The sequence below is a fragment of the Micromonospora vinacea genome (assembly GCF_015751785.1).
Taxonomy (GTDB): domain Bacteria; phylum Actinomycetota; class Actinomycetes; order Mycobacteriales; family Micromonosporaceae; genus Micromonospora; species Micromonospora vinacea.
Map to the genome: position 1 here is coordinate 2,389,408 of NZ_JADOTY010000001.1, position 16,923 is coordinate 2,406,330.

The 16,923-nt window shown below is 71.5% G+C and carries 18 protein-coding genes; 10 read left to right on the forward strand and 8 right to left on the reverse strand.

The annotated features are described in order from the left end of the window. The first annotated feature begins 60 nt into the window (after nt 1-60). From IW249_RS11505 to IW249_RS11515, 3 genes are all read left to right on the forward strand, one after another. A complete protein-coding gene (locus tag IW249_RS11505) occupies nt 61-468 on the forward strand; it encodes a VOC family protein (protein ID WP_196920712.1) in 408 nt (135 codons plus the stop codon). A 31-nt stretch (nt 469-499) separates the two neighbouring features. Next, nucleotides 500-1,042: a DUF4240 domain-containing protein gene (locus IW249_RS11510; protein ID WP_307788571.1), complete on the forward strand. Its 543-nt coding sequence runs from the start codon at nt 500-502 to the stop codon at nt 1,040-1,042. Between the two features lie 98 nt (nt 1,043-1,140). Next, nucleotides 1,141-1,761 carry a hypothetical protein gene (locus IW249_RS11515; RefSeq protein WP_196920713.1) on the forward strand — a complete coding sequence of 207 codons (621 nt, stop codon included), beginning with the start codon at nt 1,141-1,143 and terminating at the stop codon, nt 1,759-1,761. Between the two features lie 13 nt (nt 1,762-1,774). Here the strand turns inward: IW249_RS11515 and IW249_RS11520 are convergent, their stop codons facing one another. Then, nucleotides 1,775-2,392: a pyridoxamine 5'-phosphate oxidase family protein gene (locus IW249_RS11520; protein WP_196920714.1), complete on the reverse strand. Its 618-nt coding sequence runs from the start codon at nt 2,390-2,392 to the stop codon at nt 1,775-1,777. Between the two features lie 166 nt (nt 2,393-2,558). Here IW249_RS11520 and IW249_RS11525 point away from each other — a divergent pair, with 166 nt between their 5' ends. The 3 genes from IW249_RS11525 to IW249_RS11535 are packed head-to-tail and all read left to right on the forward strand — an operon-like array spanning nt 2,559 to nt 4,722. Then, nucleotides 2,559-3,062 carry a DUF2231 domain-containing protein gene (locus IW249_RS11525; protein WP_196920715.1) on the forward strand — a complete coding sequence of 168 codons (504 nt, stop codon included), beginning with the start codon at nt 2,559-2,561 and terminating at the stop codon, nt 3,060-3,062. Further along, nucleotides 3,062-3,613, forward strand: a complete 552-nt coding sequence (locus IW249_RS11530; protein WP_196920716.1) for an Hsp20/alpha crystallin family protein — start codon at nt 3,062-3,064, stop codon at nt 3,611-3,613. Before IW249_RS11525 ends, IW249_RS11530 begins: the two co-directional genes overlap by 1 nt. Nucleotides 3,614-3,621: 8 nt before the next feature. Next, a complete protein-coding gene (locus tag IW249_RS11535) occupies nt 3,622-4,722 on the forward strand; it encodes a glycosyltransferase family 9 protein (protein ID WP_196920717.1) in 1,101 nt (366 codons plus the stop codon). A 1-nt stretch (nt 4,723) separates the two neighbouring features. Here IW249_RS11535 and IW249_RS11540 read toward each other — a convergent pair whose 3' ends face one another. After that, complete coding sequence (locus IW249_RS11540) at nt 4,724-5,602, reverse strand: glycosyltransferase family 2 protein (protein WP_196920718.1); 879 nt, start codon at nt 5,600-5,602, stop codon at nt 4,724-4,726. Beyond that, the gene (gene rfaE2 / locus IW249_RS11545; protein ID WP_196920719.1) at nt 5,599-7,434 is read right to left on the reverse strand and encodes a D-glycero-beta-D-manno-heptose 1-phosphate adenylyltransferase; all 1,836 of its coding nucleotides are present in this window, start codon (nt 7,432-7,434) and stop codon (nt 5,599-5,601) included. Before rfaE2 ends, IW249_RS11540 begins: the two co-directional genes overlap by 4 nt. A 170-nt stretch (nt 7,435-7,604) precedes the next feature. Between rfaE2 and IW249_RS11550 the strand changes: the two genes are divergently transcribed. Then, nucleotides 7,605-8,147: a type 1 glutamine amidotransferase domain-containing protein gene (locus IW249_RS11550; protein WP_196920720.1), complete on the forward strand. Its 543-nt coding sequence runs from the start codon at nt 7,605-7,607 to the stop codon at nt 8,145-8,147. A 157-nt stretch (nt 8,148-8,304) separates the two neighbouring features. Next, nucleotides 8,305-9,981, forward strand: coding sequence for an MDR family MFS transporter (locus IW249_RS11555; RefSeq protein WP_196920721.1), 1,677 nt, complete (start codon nt 8,305-8,307; stop codon nt 9,979-9,981). Nucleotides 9,982-10,046: 65 nt separating this feature from the next. On the opposite strand, the gene IW249_RS11560 is transcribed toward IW249_RS11555, so the two are convergent. Continuing rightward, nucleotides 10,047-10,679 carry a TetR/AcrR family transcriptional regulator gene (locus IW249_RS11560; RefSeq protein WP_196920722.1) on the reverse strand — a complete coding sequence of 211 codons (633 nt, stop codon included), beginning with the start codon at nt 10,677-10,679 and terminating at the stop codon, nt 10,047-10,049. Nucleotides 10,680-10,805: 126 nt separating this feature from the next. Here IW249_RS11560 and IW249_RS11565 point away from each other — a divergent pair, with 126 nt between their 5' ends. Then, complete coding sequence (locus tag IW249_RS11565) at nt 10,806-11,840, forward strand: aldo/keto reductase (protein ID WP_196920723.1); 1,035 nt, start codon at nt 10,806-10,808, stop codon at nt 11,838-11,840. Between the two features lie 35 nt (nt 11,841-11,875). On the opposite strand, the gene IW249_RS11570 is transcribed toward IW249_RS11565, so the two are convergent. Then, nucleotides 11,876-12,367: an NUDIX domain-containing protein gene (locus IW249_RS11570; protein WP_030334282.1), complete on the reverse strand. Its 492-nt coding sequence runs from the start codon at nt 12,365-12,367 to the stop codon at nt 11,876-11,878. Nucleotides 12,368-12,438: 71 nt separating this feature from the next. On the opposite strand from IW249_RS11570, the gene IW249_RS11575 reads away from it, so the two are divergent. Beyond that, nucleotides 12,439-14,073, forward strand: coding sequence for a fatty acid--CoA ligase (locus IW249_RS11575; protein WP_196924746.1), 1,635 nt, complete (start codon nt 12,439-12,441; stop codon nt 14,071-14,073). A gap of 184 nt (nt 14,074-14,257) precedes the next feature. Here the strand turns inward: IW249_RS11575 and IW249_RS11580 are convergent, their stop codons facing one another. The 3 genes from IW249_RS11580 to IW249_RS11590 are packed head-to-tail and all read right to left on the reverse strand — an operon-like array spanning nt 14,258 to nt 16,810. Beyond that, the gene (locus IW249_RS11580) at nt 14,258-15,268 is read right to left on the reverse strand and encodes an NADPH:quinone reductase (protein ID WP_196920724.1); all 1,011 of its coding nucleotides are present in this window, start codon (nt 15,266-15,268) and stop codon (nt 14,258-14,260) included. Between the two features lie 28 nt (nt 15,269-15,296). Continuing rightward, nucleotides 15,297-15,950 carry an HAD family hydrolase gene (locus IW249_RS11585; RefSeq protein ID WP_196920725.1) on the reverse strand — a complete coding sequence of 218 codons (654 nt, stop codon included), beginning with the start codon at nt 15,948-15,950 and terminating at the stop codon, nt 15,297-15,299. Nucleotides 15,951-15,982: 32 nt separating this feature from the next. Continuing rightward, nucleotides 15,983-16,810 carry an SCO6745 family protein gene (locus IW249_RS11590; RefSeq protein WP_196924747.1) on the reverse strand — a complete coding sequence of 276 codons (828 nt, stop codon included), beginning with the start codon at nt 16,808-16,810 and terminating at the stop codon, nt 15,983-15,985. Nucleotides 16,811-16,923 lie beyond the last annotated feature (113 nt).

Consider the following 16,923-nt stretch of genomic DNA (forward strand, 5'->3'; position numbering starts at 1 on the left):
AATTCAGCGACACACTGATGCCCTGGCCATGCCGGACCGACAGTTTGGAGGCGTCCACCCGTGACTTCCGCACCGGTGATCGTGAGTCTGCCCATCTCCGACCGGGCTACCTCCTACCGCTTCTATCGGGACGGACTCGGCCTCGACGCCGTGGGCGAGTTGGCCGACGACGGCATCCCGGAGCCGTTGCAGTTCGTGGTCAACGACGGGCTGCGGTTGATGCTCATCCCGACCGGCGGCTTCGGTTGGGTGATCGGCCGGCACGAGGTCGCCCCGAGGGGTCAGAGCGAATGCCTGCTCAACCTTGGTGTCGCCTCGCCGACCGACGTGGACGCGGTCGTCGAGCGGGCGCGCGCTGCCGGTGCCGAGATCATCACCGATACGGCAGCACAACCCTGGGCGTACGCGGGCGTCTTCGCGGACCCCGACGGTCACCTGTGGATGGTGTCCGCCGATTCGGAGGCCTGAAACCGTCGGTGGTGGTGGTTACGGTCCGACGGTGACCGTGACCACCGACACCCTTCAGGCGATGCCCACCTCTGCCGACGAGGCCCGGCTGTGGGCGCTGATCGAGGCGGCCTGGGCCGAGTTGGGCGCCGAGCCCCTGGCGCTGCGGCAGGCCCTCATCGAGCGCGACCCGGCCCATGACGACGACGGCCCGGCCTACGCCATCGATGCCTGGCTGGACGCGTTCCTGGACCGTCTCGGGCACCTGACCGCCGAGCTGACCGGGCAGGAGCTGACCGACCTCGACCGGGTGGTGGAGCGCAAGCTGCACGACATCGATCGGGAGGACATCCACGAGGTGACGGACGGGTCGGACGACGGCTTCCTCTACGCGCGAGGGTTCATCGTCGCCCTGGGGCGGGCGTACTACGAGGCGGTCCGCGCCAACCCCGCTATGGCGCTGCTGGACGCCGACTGCGAAGGGATGTGTTACCTCTTCGCGCACCTGCACAACGATCGGTTCGGTTCGTGGCCGGAGACCGGCTCCGGGATCTCCCGGGAGTCGTTCGGCAATCGGGCCGGCTGGTCGGCCTGAGCGGCGTCGTCGGAGCCAACTCCGGTCCGGCCGCACCGGTGGGAGGTCCGCCTTCACTGGGACAGCAGGCGGACCTGACGTGCGGTTAGCATCCGCTCATGACCACGGGGGTTCCAGGAACGACGGTCCGACCAGGGCGGCGCGTCGTCGTCGGGTCCAGTGTGCTGCTGGGGCTGAGTGGCCTCGCCCGGCTCGCGCAGGTGGCGGCCGAGGCCGTTCAACAGAACACCTACCTGAGAGCACACGAGCAGGTGGGCACCCCGAGTGGCTTCGCTGCCCTGCCGATGGTGTTCCTCATGGGCGTCGGCCTGGTCGTGGCGTTGACCGCCCTCGTCGTGCTGGCGCTGGCGCTGGCCAATCTCGCCGGTCGGAACTGGACCCGGATCGTCACCTGGGTGGTCGGCGGCGTGACGGTGACGGTGTCGGCCGGTTGGCTGTTCCTGGGCCTCATCTTCACCGTGTCGGGCGGCGACGACACCCCGGATAGTCCCGACGGGAGTCGGGTCGAGGAGGTCGCCGCTCAACTGATGCCCGGGTGGGCCGAGCCGGTCAGCACCGTGTCGGGGTTCGTGGCGTCGCCCGTGCTCCTGGGTGCCCTCGTCCTGCTCGCACTCCCACCCGCCAACGCCTTCTTCCGGTGGCGTGGCGGGGTGCAGGATCCGCCGTATCCGACCGAGACCACCCGGCCCGACGGCGGGCGTGTTCCACAGCAGGTCTAGGTGAGCAGCGGGATCAGACGTAGATCTTCGTGGCGTACTCCGGGCCGTAGTACCGTTCCAGGTCTTCGAGGCTCTCCGTCGACGCCTCGACCTCCTTGATCAGGCGGGCGCGGGAGGGCAGTGCCTCGGGCTGCCAGGTCTCCGGCTGCCACAGCGCGGACCGCAGGAACGCCTTCGCGCAGTGGTAGAAAATCTGTTCGATCTCCACCACCACGGCGAGCACCGGCCGGTGTCCCTTGACCACCATGTCGTCGAACCACTGCGCGTCGCTGACCAGGCGGGCCCGCCCGTTGATCCGTAGCGTGTCGGTCCGCCCGGGGATCAGGAAGAGCAACCCGACGTGCGGGTTGTCGAGGATGTTGCGGTAGCCGTCGGCCCGTCTGTTGCCGGGCCGCTCGGGCAGGGCGATGGTGGTGTCGTCCAGCACCAGGGTGAACCCGGCCGGGTCGCCCTTGGGTGAGACGTCGCAGCTGCCGTCCGCGCCGGCCGTGGCGATCAGGCAGAACGGTGAGGCGCCGAGCCACTCGCGGTCCCGCTCGTGCAGGCGGGTGCGTTCCTTGTTGGCTGCCCGCGCGCTCGGGACGCCGAGCAACTCGCGCAACTCCTCGTGCGAGGTGATCTCCACCGTCACGTTGATCCTCCCTCAGCCGTTGACCCGGTGGCGGGCACCACCGTCGTCAGCCTAGGCCGCCGTGACCAGCGCGAGGTTTGTGCCTGGTTGCCGGGGGTACGGCCTCACCCGACGCGCTCGCTGCACGAGACCGTTCCGCAGGACGCCGACCAGTGGAGGCCGGAAGATGGAGAGCCGACTCAAGGTGCTGGGTCACCCAGTCCATCCGATGCTGGTCATGTTCCCGGTCGCGCTGCTGGCCACGGCGGTGCTGTTCGACGTGGTGGACACCGTGGGTGGCCCCGACTTCCTCGGCGAGGTCGCGTACTGGAACATCACCGTCGGCCTGATCGGTGGCCTGCTCGCCGCGGCGGCCGGCTCGTTCGACCTGCTGGCGATCCCGACCGGCACCCGCGCCAAGCGGGTGGGACTGCTGCACGCGGGCGCCAACGTCGCGGTGATCCTGCTCTTCGCCGCCGTGTGGGCGGTGCGGCTCAACGCGGATTCCCGGGCCGCCGGCGGCGCACTGGTCGCCATCGAGGTGGTCGCGCTGGCGATTCTCGGCATCAGCGCCTGGCTCGGTGGCGAACTGGTCGACCGGCTCGGTGTGGGCGTCGACAGCGACGCCGGCCTGGACGCGCCCAGCTCACTACGGCCACCGACGGCCACCCAGCGGATCGGAGAGGTGTGATGAGCGAGCAGCAGTTCGGCGGCTTCGGCCGAGGGTGGCGCGGCAACCGGCAGCAGGGCTGGGACCCGATGGGGGAGTTGCAGTCGCTGCGCTCCGAGTTGAGTCGCCTGGTCGGTGGCCGCGCCGGGGCGTCGGACGTCGAGTTGACCGAGACCTCGGACGGCTGGGAGGTCGTCGTCCGGCTGCCCGGGGTGGCACCGGAGGAGGTGGCGGTCGAGCTTGACGACCGCGAGCTGTGCGTGCGGGCCCGCTCGGAGGCGGAGGTCAACGCCGACCAGGGCATCCCCGGCGGCTTCGAGACCCGCGGCTTCGAGTACCGGGTCAACCTGCCGTCGCGGGTCGACCCGGACGCCATCGACGCGGTGATGGACCACGGCCTGCTCCGGGTCCGGCTGCCACGGGCGAGCCGGCCCACGCCGCGCACCATCACCGTGGGCCGCACCGGGCCGCGCTCCGGTGACCTTTCCACTGGTACGCCGATGCCAGCCGATCCCGCCGCGGACCGGGAGATGCACCGCCCGGACACCGCTGGCGAGATCGACCGGCCGTAGCGGGCCGGGTGGTCACCCCGTCCGTGCTCGGCCCGACCGCCGAGCGCCTTCCCGACGTGCGGCGGATCGCCGTGCTGCGCGCCAACGCGCTCGGGGACTTCATCTTCACCCTGCCGGCGCTGGACGCGCTGCGCAGCGCGTACCCCTCGGCGGAGATCGTGTTGCTCGGTGCGCCGTGGCACGCGAAGCTCTGGCGCGACCGGCCCGGCCCGGTGGATCGGGTGCTTGTGGTGCCGCCGGCGCCCGGCATCCGTAAGCCGGAGCCGGGTGAGCCGGAGTCGTCGATGGACGACTTCGTGGCCGCTGCCGCCGGCTTCGACGTGGCGGTGCAGATCCACGGAGGCGGTGCCAACTCCAACCCGCTGGTCAGTCGGCTCGGTGCCCGGGTGACTGTCGGCCTGCGCGCCGACGACGCGCCGCCGCTGGACCGGTGGCTCCGCTACGTCTACTACCAGCACGAGGTGATCCGCTACCTGGAGGTGGTGGCGCTGGTGGGAGCACCGGCCACCACCATCACCCCGACGCTTGCGGTGACCGACGCCGACCGGGCGGAGGCCGCCCGGGTGCTCGGCCCGGTGGACCGTCCCCGGGTGGCGCTGCATCCGGGCGCCACTGACACGCGCCGCCGCTGGCCGGCCGAGCGTTTCGCCGAGGTGGCCCGTGCGCTGCACGAGGACGGCTACGAGGTGCTGGTCACCGGCACGCCCTCCGAGCAGGAGGTGGTGGACCAGGTCGTCGCCGCGGCGCAGGTGCCGGTGCGCCCGCAGGTGGGCACGCTCGGCCTGGGCGGGCTGGCGGGCTGTTACGCCGACTGCGCGTTGGTCGTCTCGAACGACACCGGCCCGCTGCACCTGGCCGCCGCTGTGGGCGCTCCCACTGTGGGGATCTTCTGGGTCGGCAACCTGATCAACGGGGCCAGCCCTCTGCGGGGCCGGCACCGGCCGATCAGCTCGTGGACTGTGCACTGCCCGGTCTGCGGGGTCGACTGCACACCGGGCATCTATCCGCACCGGCCCGGCGACGGTGAGTGCCCACACCGGGATTCCTTCGTCACCGACGTTCCGGTGGTCGAGGTGGTGGAAGCCGCCCGGGAGTTACTCACGCGGTAGGTCAGGCCGGCTGCGGGGTGTCCTCGTCGGCGAGGACGACCTCCCACGCCTCGACGTCCCGGTCGGTGACGGTGGTGGGGGACTCCAGGTGGTACGCGCCGCTGGGCAGGATGCCCGCGCCGCCGTGGCGGGACAGCACGGCGAGCTGCGCGGCCACGTCCTCGCCCTGGTGCTTCTCCTGCACCCGACGCCAGAAGTCGAAGCCGCCGGCGTCGACGAGCTTGGCTCGGTCGTAGAGCACGCACCCGCCGATCCAGGAGACCTTGTACGCCCGCCACGCGCCCGGCGGCAGCGCCAACCGCTCGGTGATGTGCAGCAGGTTCGCGGCCGAGTGGATGCGGGCCCGGCTCCATTGCGGGGTGTCGGGCCGGATCCGCTCCGGTGTGGGCGGGCCGGTCCACTCCTCGTAGTGGCAGTGCGATTCCGGCCGCATGTCGTCGGTGTACGAGAGCCCGTGCACGCCGTTGCCGACGAACCCGCAGCCCAGCTCACCGATCGCGGTGACCAGTCGGTGCAGCGCCCCGGGTTCCAGCCAGATGTCGTCGTCGAGGTTGAGGACGTACCGGGCGGCCGAGGTGGCGAGCAGGTACGCCCGGTGTTCGGCCAACCCCCGGCGGGGCAGCCGGCGGGTGAGCAGCACCGGGTGACCCCGGTGGCGCAGCGCCCGGACCATGGTGGCGGCGGCGGGATGCGCGTACGCCGGATCCCCGTCGGACTGGTCGCTGACGACCACCCCGAAGCCGGGTACGCCGTCCTGGGCGGCGAGACCGCCCAGGGTGACGGCCAACTCGGCGGGCCGGTTCCGGGTCGGAATCAGCACGTCGACCAGTCGATCGGCGCGGAACTCCTCCGGGGTGCCGAGGTCGAGAGGGCGGTTCACGACGCCTGGGTGCGGGTGCGCAGCGACGGGTCGGGCTCCCGGTCGGTGACCTGTGGCGACGGATCCTGGCTGTGCGAACGGATCCGCTCGATGATCGCGGAGGTGGACCGGTCCGGCACGTACCCCAGGGTGCGCACCTGACCGCCCAGCCGGCGCACCAGCGGCGCCTCCGGCACCAGCTCCGGCGGATAGTCGCCGCCCTTGACGTACACGTCCGGTCGGACCGCCTCGATCAGCGCGGCGGGTGAGTCCTCCTCGAAGACCACCACGTGGTCCACGCAGGCGAGCGCGGCGAGCAGGGCGCCCCGGTCCTCGACCGGGTTGACCGGCCGGTCCGGGCCCTTCAGTCGTCGTACGCTGCCGTCCGAGTTGACTGCCACGATGAGCAGGTCACCCAACGCGCGGGCCTGCTCGAGGTAGCGCACGTGCCCGCGGTGCAGCACGTCGAAGCAGCCGTTGGTGAAGACCACCGACCGTCCCGCCTCGCGGTACTCGGCGACTATCGCGTCCAACTCGTCGCCGCCGACCAGCGCGGGGTGGCTCGTCGTGTCGGTCGGCTGGTCCAGCGCGGCGAGCAGGTCGTCGCGTCGGCACACGCAGGTGCCGGTGTCCGAGACGGTGATGGTGGCCGCCAGTTGGGCGAGTTGGGCGGCGGTGGGCAGGGGCGCGTCGGCGGCCAGGGCCAGCGTCATCGCCGCCAGGTACGCGTCGCCGGCACCCACGGCGTGGCTCGCCGGCACCGGGGTGCTGTGGCTGCGTCGGCGTTCCCCGTCGGCGCCGCCGACCACCGCGCCCTCGGTGTCGAGGGTCACCGCGACCACGTCGGCACCGGTGTGCGCTCGCAGTTCGGCCAGCCGCGACTCGGCCAGGACGGCCCGGTCGACGCCCTCTCCGGCCCGGGTGTTCACTGTGACGCCGGTGCCCGTGACGCTGAGCCCGTCGCCGGTGAGGGCGACCCGGCCCTCGCCCGGGGTGGGCTCACCGAACGGTCCCGGGCGGTCGGCCCGGGTCAATTCGGCGGTCGGGTCGTCGGCGCGTACCGCACCCGGGGCAGCGCCCGCCGTCATCTCGGAGGGGCCGTCGGCCGGGTCGCCGTCCGGGTGTTCCAGGTGCAGTTCGGTCCCGCCGGTCGGTCGGGTGGTACCGCCCGCGCGGGCCAACAGCCGGGTCGCCTCGGCGAAGCTGGGGGTGACCACTGTCGGCGCGAGGCCCCGCCAGTCGGCCAGGTCGTGGGCGTCCAGCGCGACAGTGGCGTACCGCTGGCGGTTGTCGACCAGCCACGCGCGGACCGGCGCGGGCAGCGCGCCCAGGCCGTAGTCGCAGACCACCAGGGTCGGCGCCTGTCCACCGGCGGCGGCGCGCAACTCCTCGGTGGCGCAGCTCAGGGCGGTGAGCAGCCGGGCCACCCCGTCGTGGTCCAGGGCGTCCTCCGGGTCGCCGGAGTCCTCCCGCAGCAGGATCTGGTTGCCGGCCAACATTCGCCGCTTGACGGGGGTGGGTCGCCCGGGTTGGTTGACAGTGCGGTCCCAGACGCTCGCGCGGTCCAGGCAGTCGTGCAGTTCGTCCCCGGCGACGTCGGCGCCGACCGGTGCCACCAGTACCGCCCGGCCGCCGAGGGCTGCCACGTTGACCGCGGTGTTCGCGGCCCCACCGGCGGCGGAGATCCGCCGGCGCAGGGTGAGGACGGGGGCGGGCGCCTCCCGGCAGAGCCGGTCGGAGTCGGCGAACCGCCATTCGTCCAACATGGCGTCACCGACGATCAGGACTGGGCGTCCGAGCCAGCTCTCCACGACGGTGGCGAGCCGGCGCTGTTCCGCTGCTGCTCCTGCCATGCCTCCCCGGGTCCCCAGCGGCCTGCCGGGCAAACCTGCGCGGCGACCGGTCCCGCCGCTGGTCAGGCCACCTTCGGTGGGCCCTGACCGGTCCGGACCTGTCCGACCTGTTTCGGGCGTTCGAGCGCGGGAAGGGGATTGAGGTACCCCCGGAAAGGAGATGTACCGAGATGGCAGCGACATTGCAGGGCAAGCGGATCGCCTTCCTGGCCGCCGACGGCGTCGAGGAGGTCGAGTACGTCCAGCCGCGCGAGGCGGTCGAGAACGCCGGCGCGACGGCCGAACTGGTCTCGCTGAAGCCCGGTTCCATCCAGTCCTTCAACCACCTGGACCACTCCAAGACGTACGACGTGGACGTGACAATCGACAAGGCGGACGCCGCCGGCTACGACGCGCTGGTGCTGCCCGGAGGGGTGGCGAACCCGGACTTCCTGCGGGGCGATCCGGACGCGGTGCGGTTCGTGAAGGCGTTCTTCGACGCGGGCAAGCCGGTGGGGGTGATCTGTCACGGCCCGTGGACGCTCATCGAGGCGGACGTGGTGCGCGGTCGACGGATCACCTCCTGGCCCACCCTGCGTACCGACCTGACCAACGCCGGAGCCACCTGGGTGGACGAGGAGTGCGTCACCGACGGCAACCTGACCAGCAGCCGCAAACCCGACGACCTCCCCGCCTTCTGCGCAGCGATCACCAAAACCTTCGCGACCGCCTGACCCCACCCACCCCTCGGTTGATCATGAAGTTATTGCCACGACACGCCGCGCGCGGTGGCAATAACTTCATGATCAACGCTGGCGGAGCGGGTGCGGTACCGGGTTGGTTTTTTGGCGGTTGGGCGCATGTTTTGGGGCTCTCGGGATAGAAGGCCACATGACCACCGAAGCCTCGGATGCGCCGGTGCTGAACCGTCAGCAGATCCGGCTGCTCATGTTCGGCCTGATGACCGGCATGCTGCTGGCCGCACTCGACCAGACCATCGTTGGTACGGCTCTGCCGACCATCGTGGGCGAGTTGGGCGGGATCAACCACTACTCCTGGGTGGTCACCGCGTACCTGCTCGCCTCGACCGCGTCGACGCCGCTCTACGGCAAGATGGCCGACCTGTACGGGCGTCGGCCGGTCTTCCTCTTCTCGATCGGCACGTTCCTGCTCGGGTCGTTGCTGGCCGGGCTGTCCCAGAACATGACCCAACTGATCGTCACCCGGGGTATCCAGGGTCTGGGCGCCGGTGGTCTGCTGACGCTCGCGTTCACCATCATCTCGGACGTGGTGTCGCCCCGGGAACGTGGTCGTTACCAGGGCCTGTTCGGCGCGGTGTTCGGGATCTCGTCGGTTGCCGGGCCGCTGGTGGGCGGTTACTTCGCGGAGACCGACTGGCGGTGGATCTTCTACATCAACGTGCCGCTGGCGATCCTGGCGATCGTGGTCTGCTACCACGTGATGCGGTTGATCCCGTTCGAGCGTCGGGACCACTCGATCGACTGGCTCGGTGCCGGCCTGCTGGTGGCCGGGGTGAGTTCGTTGCTGCTCGCGCTGAGCTGGGGCGGCAACGAGTACGCCTGGGGCTCCGGCGTGATCATCACGCTCTTCGTGGTGGGTGCGGTGCTGGGGGTGCTCTTCGTCCTCCAGGAGGCCCGGGTGGCCGAGCCGATCCTGCCGCTGCGGCTGTTCCGGAGCGCCACCTTCGCGCTGGCCAACTCGGCTCTGCTCATCATCGGTCTGGTGATGTTCGGTTCGATCATCTTCATCCCGCTGTACCTGCAGATCGTGAAGGGCGCCTCGCCGACCCGAAGCGGTCTGCTGATGTTGCCGATGATGGCCGGCATCATCATCACCTCGATCCTGACCGGCCGCGCGATGACCCGGATCGGCCGCTACAAGTGGTTCCCGGTGGCCGGTTCGGTGACCCTGCTGGTCGGCATGTTCCTCTTCACCCAGTTGGAGGTGGCCACCTCGCTCTGGGTCGCGTTCGGGTTCATGGTGGTGATCGGCGTCGGGCTGGGTCTGTGTATGCAGTCGCTGATCCTGGCGGTGCAGAACGCGGTCTCCGTACGCGACCTGGGGGCCGGCACCTCCTCGGCGACCTTCTTCCGGTCACTGGGCGGTTCGTTCGGGGTGGCGATCCTCGGCACGGTGCTCTCGTCCCGGCTGACCGGCGGGCTCGCCGACCGGTTGCCCGGCGCGATCGCGCAGCTTCCGCCGCAGGAGCAGGCCGCGGTGGCGGCGAGTGGCGGCACCAACATCTCGATCAACGATCCGGCCACCATCCTGGCCCTGCCGGGGCCGGTACGCGCGGCCATCCAGGGTGCCTTCGTCGACGCGCTGGACATGGTCTTCCTGACGGCCGGCCTGATCGCGATCGTGGCGGTGGTGGTAACCCTGACGCTGCCCAACACGCAGCTGCGGGGGGCTGGCCCGCAGGGCGCCACCGGTGGTGCCGACCCGCTCGGCGGTGAGGCCCCGGCTCCGGGCGGCAAGCCGTTGACCCGCGAGTCGAAGGAGGAGGCCGCCGCCGACATGGAGGCCAAGTCCCAGACGATGATCTGAGCGATCTCGACACCGACCGCCCCGGACCGCTCCGGGGCGGTCGGTGTCGGCCGGGTCGTCGATGGTCAGGCGGGGCGGCGGTAGGCGCCGTACCACCAGGTCGCGGCCAACTCCCGGGCGGCCGCCGCGTCGGTCTCGGGGTCGGCCGAGGTCGTGCTGACGTGGTCGGCCAGGAAGCGGTCGCCGCCGACAACGATCAGCCGGCTGGCCGTCGTCACGTCCAGGTCGGCGGGGGTACGCCCGGCCTGCTGCTCGATCCGGAGCGCGTCCTCGGTGCGGGCCACGAACTGCTCCAGCCCGGCTGCCCAGTACTCCCGGACCGCCTCGTCGTACGCGGCGACCTCGCTGACCGCGGCCAGCACCGGGGCGTATGTCCGGTATATCCGGATCACGTCGGCGAAGACCTCGGTCAGTCGCGCGAGCGGGTCGCCGGGGCCGGCCGGGTCCCAGTCGCCGGTGCGGTCGAACGAACTCTCCCGCATGGTGCCGGCGAGGCGCATGAGCAGCTCGGTCTTGTCCCGGAAGTGGGTGTAGAAGGTCGACCGCGCCACGCCGGCCTCGGCGGCGATCCGCTGCACGCCGAGGTCGGTGAAGCGGACTCCCTCCTTCAGGAGTCGTTCGGTGGCCGCCAGCACCCGCGCTTCGACGGCCGCGCGTCCGTCCGGGTTGCGCGGGCGGCGGCGGGTGATCGAGGGCATAGCCGGAATCCTAGGTGGCCGGGGGGCGGGTGGGCGACGTACGCTCGTTGCCGGACACAGTGTCCGACATAGTGACCACGGAGGCCTTGACCTCGGCCTCCGACCCACCACGAGGAGCCAACACACGTGAAGTACCGACTGCTGGGCAGCACCGGGGTGTACGTCTCGGAGATCTCGCTCGGCGCGATGACCTTCGGCGGCAGCGGCCACCCGCTCTGGGGCACCCTCGGTGGGCTGGCGCTGCCCGAGGTGCAACGGCTGGTGGACACCGCGTTGGACGCGGGCGTCAACTTCGTCGACACCGCCGACGGCTACAGCGACGGCGAGAGCGAGGAGCTGCTCGGCAAGGCGCTCGGCAAGCGGCGTCGCGACGTCGTGCTGGCGACGAAGGTGCACTCCCGCACCGGCCCCGGCCCGAACGACGTCGGCACCTCCCGGCTGCACATCATGCAGAACCTGGAGGACAGCCTGCGCCGGCTGGGCACCGATCACATCGACCTGTACCAGATCCACAACTTCGACCAGATCACTCCGATGGAGGAGATGCTGCGCGCGCTCGACGACGCGGTGCGGCAGGGCAAGGTCCGCTACATCGGCGCCGCGAACTTCGCGGCCTGGCAGATCTCCAAGGCGCTGGGCATCTCCGCCCGGGAGAAGCTGGCCGGGTTCGTCTCGGTGCAGGAGTACTACTCGCTGCTGGGCCGGGACGTGGAGCGCGACGTGGTGCCGATGGCGCTCAACGAGGGTGTCGGGCTGACCGTCTGGAGCCCGCTCGCCGGTGGTTTCCTCTCCGGCAAGGTCAGCCGGGACGGCGCCGTCGCCGACAGTGGCGCGCGCACCGCCCAACCCGGTTACGCCAGCTTCACCCCGTTCGATCCGGAGCACGCCTTCGGGGTGGTCGACGTGCTCAAGGGCGTCGCCGAGCGGCACGAGGTGAGCCCGGCCCGGGCGGCGGTCGCCTGGCTGCTGTCCCGACCGGCCGTGGCCAGCGTGATCGTCGGTGCCCGCAAGCACGAGCAGTTGGTCGACAACATCGCCGCCTCGGATCTCACGCTGACCGAGCAGGACCTCACCGAGCTGGACGAGGCCACCAAGCTGCCGGTCGCGTACCCGAACTGGATCCAGGAAGGGTTCTTCGCCGGGCTCCGACTGCCCCAGTGAGGCGCGGCCCCGGGGTCGGTGGCTCCGGGGCCGCCCTACTTGAGGATGAGCCGGTTCGTCTGCTCGAAGACGTCCAGGTCGGCAAGGGTCTCGATGACCGAGGTGGAGAGTGGGGCGGGAAACCGGTCGCGGGCGAAGAAGCCGGCGTCGGTGGTCTCGTCGGTGACCCGGGCCAACTGCCCGTCCCACTCCTCCACCTTGAACGCCGTCGTGAACACCTGGTACGTGTGGCCGTACATGTTGGTGCTCGTCCGGTCCGGGCCGGTGTAGAGGGCGAACGCGCAGACCCGCAGCGCGCGTAGCCCGGTCTCCTCACGGACCTCGCGAACCGCGCAGTCGGCGATCGACTCGCCCAGTTCCATCGCGCCGGCCGGCATGGCCCACTGGCCGTTGTCCGAGCGTTTGATCAGCAGAATGCGTCCGGCGTCGTCGTTGACCACGGCGCGGGCGCCGACGAACATCAGCGTCCGGTCCCCGGCGAGCGCGCGCAACTGCCCCACATATGAGTCGGCCCAGGAGATGCTCACCTGCGACAACTTACGGGGGTTCCCAACGTGTGACCGCCGACACTAGCTTGTTACCCATGCGTAGCACGATGATGGACGCCCCTCTGCAGATCTCCCGGATCCTCGACCACGGCGCAGTGGTGCACGGCACGGCCGAGGTGGTCACCTGGACGGGCGCCGAGCCCCGCCGGATGACGTACGCCGAGGTGGGCCGGGCCGCCGCCCGGCTGGCACACGGGCTGCGCGACGAGTGTGGGGTGACCGGCGACGAGCGGGTCGCCACCTTCATGTGGAACAACAACGAGCACCTGGTCGCCTACTTCGCGGTGCCGAGCATGGGTGCGGTGCTGCACACGCTCAACATCCGGCTCTTCCCCGACCAGGTCGTCTACATCGCCAACCACGCCGAGGACCGGGTGGTGCTCGTCGACAGCACGCTCATCCCGCTGCTGGCCCGGGTGATCGGTGAGCTGACCACTGTGCGGCACGTCGTGGTGGTCGGCGGGGGCGACCCGGCGCCGCTGGTGGCGGCTGCCGGCGACCGGATCACCGTGCACCACTGGGACGCGTTGCTCGCCGACCGGCCGGACACGTACGACTGGCCGGAGGTGGACGAGCGCGACGCGGCGGCGCTCTGCTACACCTCGGGTACCACAGGCAACCCGAAGGGCGTGGCCTACTCGCACCGGTCGATCTACCTGCACTCGTTGCAGGTCTGCATGCCGGAGGGTTTCGGTCTCGGGCCGACCGACCGCGAGTTGGCCATCGTGCCGATGTTCCACGCCATGTCCTGGGGTCTGCCGTACGCGGCCTTCCTCTCCGGCGCGTCGCTGATCATGCCGGACCGGTTCCTCCAGGCCGCGCCGATCGCCGAGATGATCGCCGCCGAGCGGCCCACACTGGCCGGCGCGGTGCCGACCATCTGGACCGATCTGCTGGCCTACCTGGACACCCACGACGTGGACACCTCCTCGCTCGGCGAGGTGATCGTCGGCGGCTCGGCGTGCCCACCGGCGCTGATGCACGCGTTCGACGAGCGGCACGGGATCGACGTCATCCACGCCTGGGGCATGACCGAGATGTCCCCGCTGGGGTCGGTCTCGCGTCCGCCCGCCGGTGCCACCGGTGAGCAGGCGTGGCGCTACCGCTACACGCAGGGACGGGTGCCGGCGGGCGTGCAGGCGCGGATCGTCGGCCCGTCGGGTGACCCGATGCCCGCCGACGGCACGGCGGTGGGCGAGTTGGAGGTCCGGGGGCCGTGGGTGACCGCCCGGTACGTCGGTGACGACGCCCCGGACGAGGAGAAGTTCCGCGACGGCTGGCTGCGTACCGGCGACGTGGGCACCCTCTCGCCGGACGGGTACATCAACCTGACCGACCGCGCCAAGGACGTGATCAAGTCCGGTGGCGAGTGGATCTCGTCGGTGGAGTTGGAGAACGCGCTGATGGCCCATCCGGCGGTGCTGGAGGCCTGCGTGGTGGGTGTCCCGGACGAGCGGTGGGACGAACGTCCGCTGGCCACGGTGGTGGTCCGGGAGGGCGCTTCGGTGACCGCCGAGGAGTTGCGGGACTTCCTGGCCGGGTCGGTGGCGCGCTGGCAGTTGCCGGAGCGCTGGGCCTTCATCGACACGGTGCCGAAGACCAGCGTGGGCAAGTTCGACAAGAAGGTCGTCCGTTCGCGGTACGCCGGGGGTGAGCTGACTGTCCGGGAGCTGACAGCCCCGTAACGTTTTCCCCGGCACTGTCGCCTGTTGGGGCGGGAGTACTCCTGAACCCTCCCCAGGGGCGGCCCCGGCGTTCGCACCGCGCCGGGGCCGCCCGCTCCACACGGGGTGACCCCGCACCGTCATTGTTGCGAAAGTTATTCGCCTCTGTCCTGCTGACGGGGAAATCGGGCGATCAGCGACCCGATCAGGCGTCGCTGGTGGTGATGAGCACCTTGCCCACCGTCGAGTCCTCCACCGCCTGGTGCGCCGCGGCCGCCTCGGCCAGCGGGTGGTAGTGCAGCGGCAGGCCGGCGTCCGCGCCGACCCGGATGCCACCCTGGCTGGCCGCTGCGGCCACGTCCTTCACGCCCTGCGCCTTGGCCCCCTTCGGCTCCGTGTAGACCAGCACGAACTGCCAGCGGGCGTTCGGGGCCATCATCGCCCGGATCGGGATGGTCACCTCGTCCCCACCGTTGTCGGCGTACATGCAGACCGCGCCGCCGTGCCGCAGCACCTGCACGTCGATCGAGGCGTTGCGGGCGGGGGACACCTCCACGATCGTGTGCACCCCGTCGGGGGCGATCTTGTGGACCTCCTCGACCACGTCCTGCTCCCGATAGTTGATCACGAAGGAGGCGCCGGCCGACGCCGCCAGCTGCGCCTTCTCCGCGCTGCTCACAGTGGCGATCACCGTGGCGTCGGCCCACCGGGCGAGCTGGATCGCGGCGTTGCCGACCGCGCCCGCGCCGCCCTGCACCAGCACCGTGTGATCCGCCAACGCGCCGGCCCGCAGCGTCTCCGGCATGAACTCGCCAGCGGTCAGACAGCGGTGCGCGGTGAGGAACGGAATGCCCAGGGCCGCACCCAGCTCGAACGGGGCGGCACCGAGGCGTACCGCCTGCCGGACCGGCACCAGCGTGTATTCCGCCGTCGTGCCCCACGGCCGCTGCCAGGCGGCCTCCCAGACCCACACCCGCTCACCGATCAGGTCGGGGTCGACCCCCTCGCCGACCGCCTCGACCACCCCCGCGCCGTCCTGACCGGGAATCTGCCACCCGTTCGGCGGGGCGTTGCGGCGGGACTTCCAGTCGGTCGGGTTGACCCCGGAGACCGCCATCCGCACCAGGACCTCGCCCGCACCCGGCTCCGGCACCGGCCGGTCGACCAGATTGAGCACCGAAGGGTCGCCGTTGCGCTCGTACACGATGGCCTTCATCCGTGGTCTCTACCCCGCTCGACCCCTGTCAACCCAGCTCGTCCACCAGCTCCGGGGTCAGCTCACCGATCGCGTTCAGCGTCACCGCGGCCAGCCCGGCGGCGTCCGGGTCGAGCGGGTACGAGCCGTGCGGCACCGCTACCACCCGCATCCCCGCCGCCGCGGCGGAACGCACCCCGTTGGACGAGTCCTCCACCGCCGCACACCGCGTCGGTTCGACGCCGAGGCGCTGCGCCACGCTCAGGTACACGTCCGGTGCGGGCTTGCCCCGCTCGGTCTGCTCGGTGGAGAGGGTCGCGCCGAACGCGTCGGTCAGGCCGGTAGCCGCCAGCGCCGCCTCGATCAACCGGGTCGGCGACGAGCTGGCCAACCCGAGCGGCCACCGCGCGGCCAGCCGGCGGACGACCTGGTCGGCGCCGTCGATGAGGGGCACGTGCTCCCGGTAGCGTCGGGTCATCTCCTCGACCACCTCGACGGCGACCTGCTCCGCGGTGCGGTCCACGCCCAGCTCACCGCTGAGGTAGTGGGCCCACTCCCCGGTGCTCATCCCCATCAGTCGGCGCTGCGTATCCGGCTGCCACGCCCCGCCGTGCTCCGCCACGTACGCCCGGCGGACCTCCTCCCACACCGGCTCGGAATCCACGATCACGCCGTCCAGGTCGAAGACCACCGCATCAGTCACGGGCCCATCCTGCCCGACCGGTGGGCGTCCGGTCAGCCGGGCAGCGCGGGCAGACCGAGCGGGCTGCCCTCGGGCAACAGGGTGTGGCCGGACCGGGCGATCGGCTCCAGCAGCTCCCGGAGCCGGTCCGTGTCGGCGGGGCCGAGCGCATGCCACGGGTGCGCGGCGGCCCGGTCGGTGGCGTCCTCGACGGCCTGGAAGCCGGCCCTGGCGTGTTCGGTGGCCGCGCCGTCCCCGGTCAGCCAACCCCGCTCGGTGAGCCGCGTCCGGGCGGCGTGCCACTGCTCCTCGGACCAGCCCCGGCCCAGCAGGTACTGCGGCGACGAACCATCCAGCGCGACCCGCCCGGTCAGCGTCTCCACCGGGTCCAGGCCGGCGGCCACCAGTGCCGCCACGTGCCCGTCCCCCCGGTGCTCGCGCAGTGTGGTGGCGGCCTGCCAGAGCCGCGCCAGCGGGTACTCGCCGGCCGGGAGGGCCGCGTTCGCCGCGCCGAGCACCCGGCCGGCGGTCTGCGCCGCCGAGGCAGCCCGCTCCAGCAGGTCGGCGGCCTCCACCAGGTGCGACTCGGGTAGCTCGTAGGTCAGCTCGGCGAGCGCCTGCACGGCACCGGTCAGACGGGCCCGCAGCGCCTCCTGCGGGGTGGCCAACCGCCACACCGCAGGCAGTGCGCGGGCCACCATCGGCGGCGCGAAGTTGAAGAAGGCGGCGATCACCGGGGCCGCCTCGACGGCTCCCAGCGGCGCCGCCCGCCCGGCGAAGTAACCGCGCCAGTAGCCGCGCAGCCCGACCGCCTCGTACGCGGCCCGGGCCCGGGGGTGCAGGTAGGTGACAGCGTGCACCGGCTCGAAGTACGCCCACATCGACCGGGCGGTCCACCCAGGCTCGTCCAGCGCCGTCACATGCACCTCCGCGTCCCGGTTCCGGATGCTCACCCCGGGCGGCGAACCGCCCGGGGTGACGCCGAACCTACTGC

What these genes read in the sequence shown, in the direction of transcription:
- IW249_RS11515 (WP_196920713.1), top strand. Translation starts at nt 1,141, where the DNA reads ATGACCACGGGGGTTCCAGGAACGACGGTCCGACCAGGGCGGCGCGTC.
- IW249_RS11525 (WP_196920715.1), top strand. Translation starts at nt 2,559, where the DNA reads ATGGAGAGCCGACTCAAGGTGCTGGGTCACCCAGTCCATCCGATGCTG.
- IW249_RS11530 (WP_196920716.1), top strand. Translation starts at nt 3,062, where the DNA reads ATGAGCGAGCAGCAGTTCGGCGGCTTCGGCCGAGGGTGGCGCGGCAAC.
- rfaE2 (WP_196920719.1), bottom strand. Translation starts at nt 7,434, where the DNA reads ATGGCAGGAGCAGCAGCGGAACAGCGCCGGCTCGCCACCGTCGTGGAG.
- IW249_RS11550 (WP_196920720.1), top strand. Translation starts at nt 7,605, where the DNA reads ATGGCAGCGACATTGCAGGGCAAGCGGATCGCCTTCCTGGCCGCCGAC.
- IW249_RS11555 (WP_196920721.1), top strand. Translation starts at nt 8,305, where the DNA reads ATGACCACCGAAGCCTCGGATGCGCCGGTGCTGAACCGTCAGCAGATC.
- IW249_RS11560 (WP_196920722.1), bottom strand. Translation starts at nt 10,679, where the DNA reads ATGCCCTCGATCACCCGCCGCCGCCCGCGCAACCCGGACGGACGCGCG.
- IW249_RS11575 (WP_196924746.1), top strand. Translation starts at nt 12,439, where the DNA reads ATGGACGCCCCTCTGCAGATCTCCCGGATCCTCGACCACGGCGCAGTG.
- IW249_RS11580 (WP_196920724.1), bottom strand. Translation starts at nt 15,268, where the DNA reads ATGAAGGCCATCGTGTACGAGCGCAACGGCGACCCTTCGGTGCTCAAT.
- IW249_RS11590 (WP_196924747.1), bottom strand. Translation starts at nt 16,810, where the DNA reads ATGTGGGCGTACTTCGAGCCGGTGCACGCTGTCACCTACCTGCACCCC.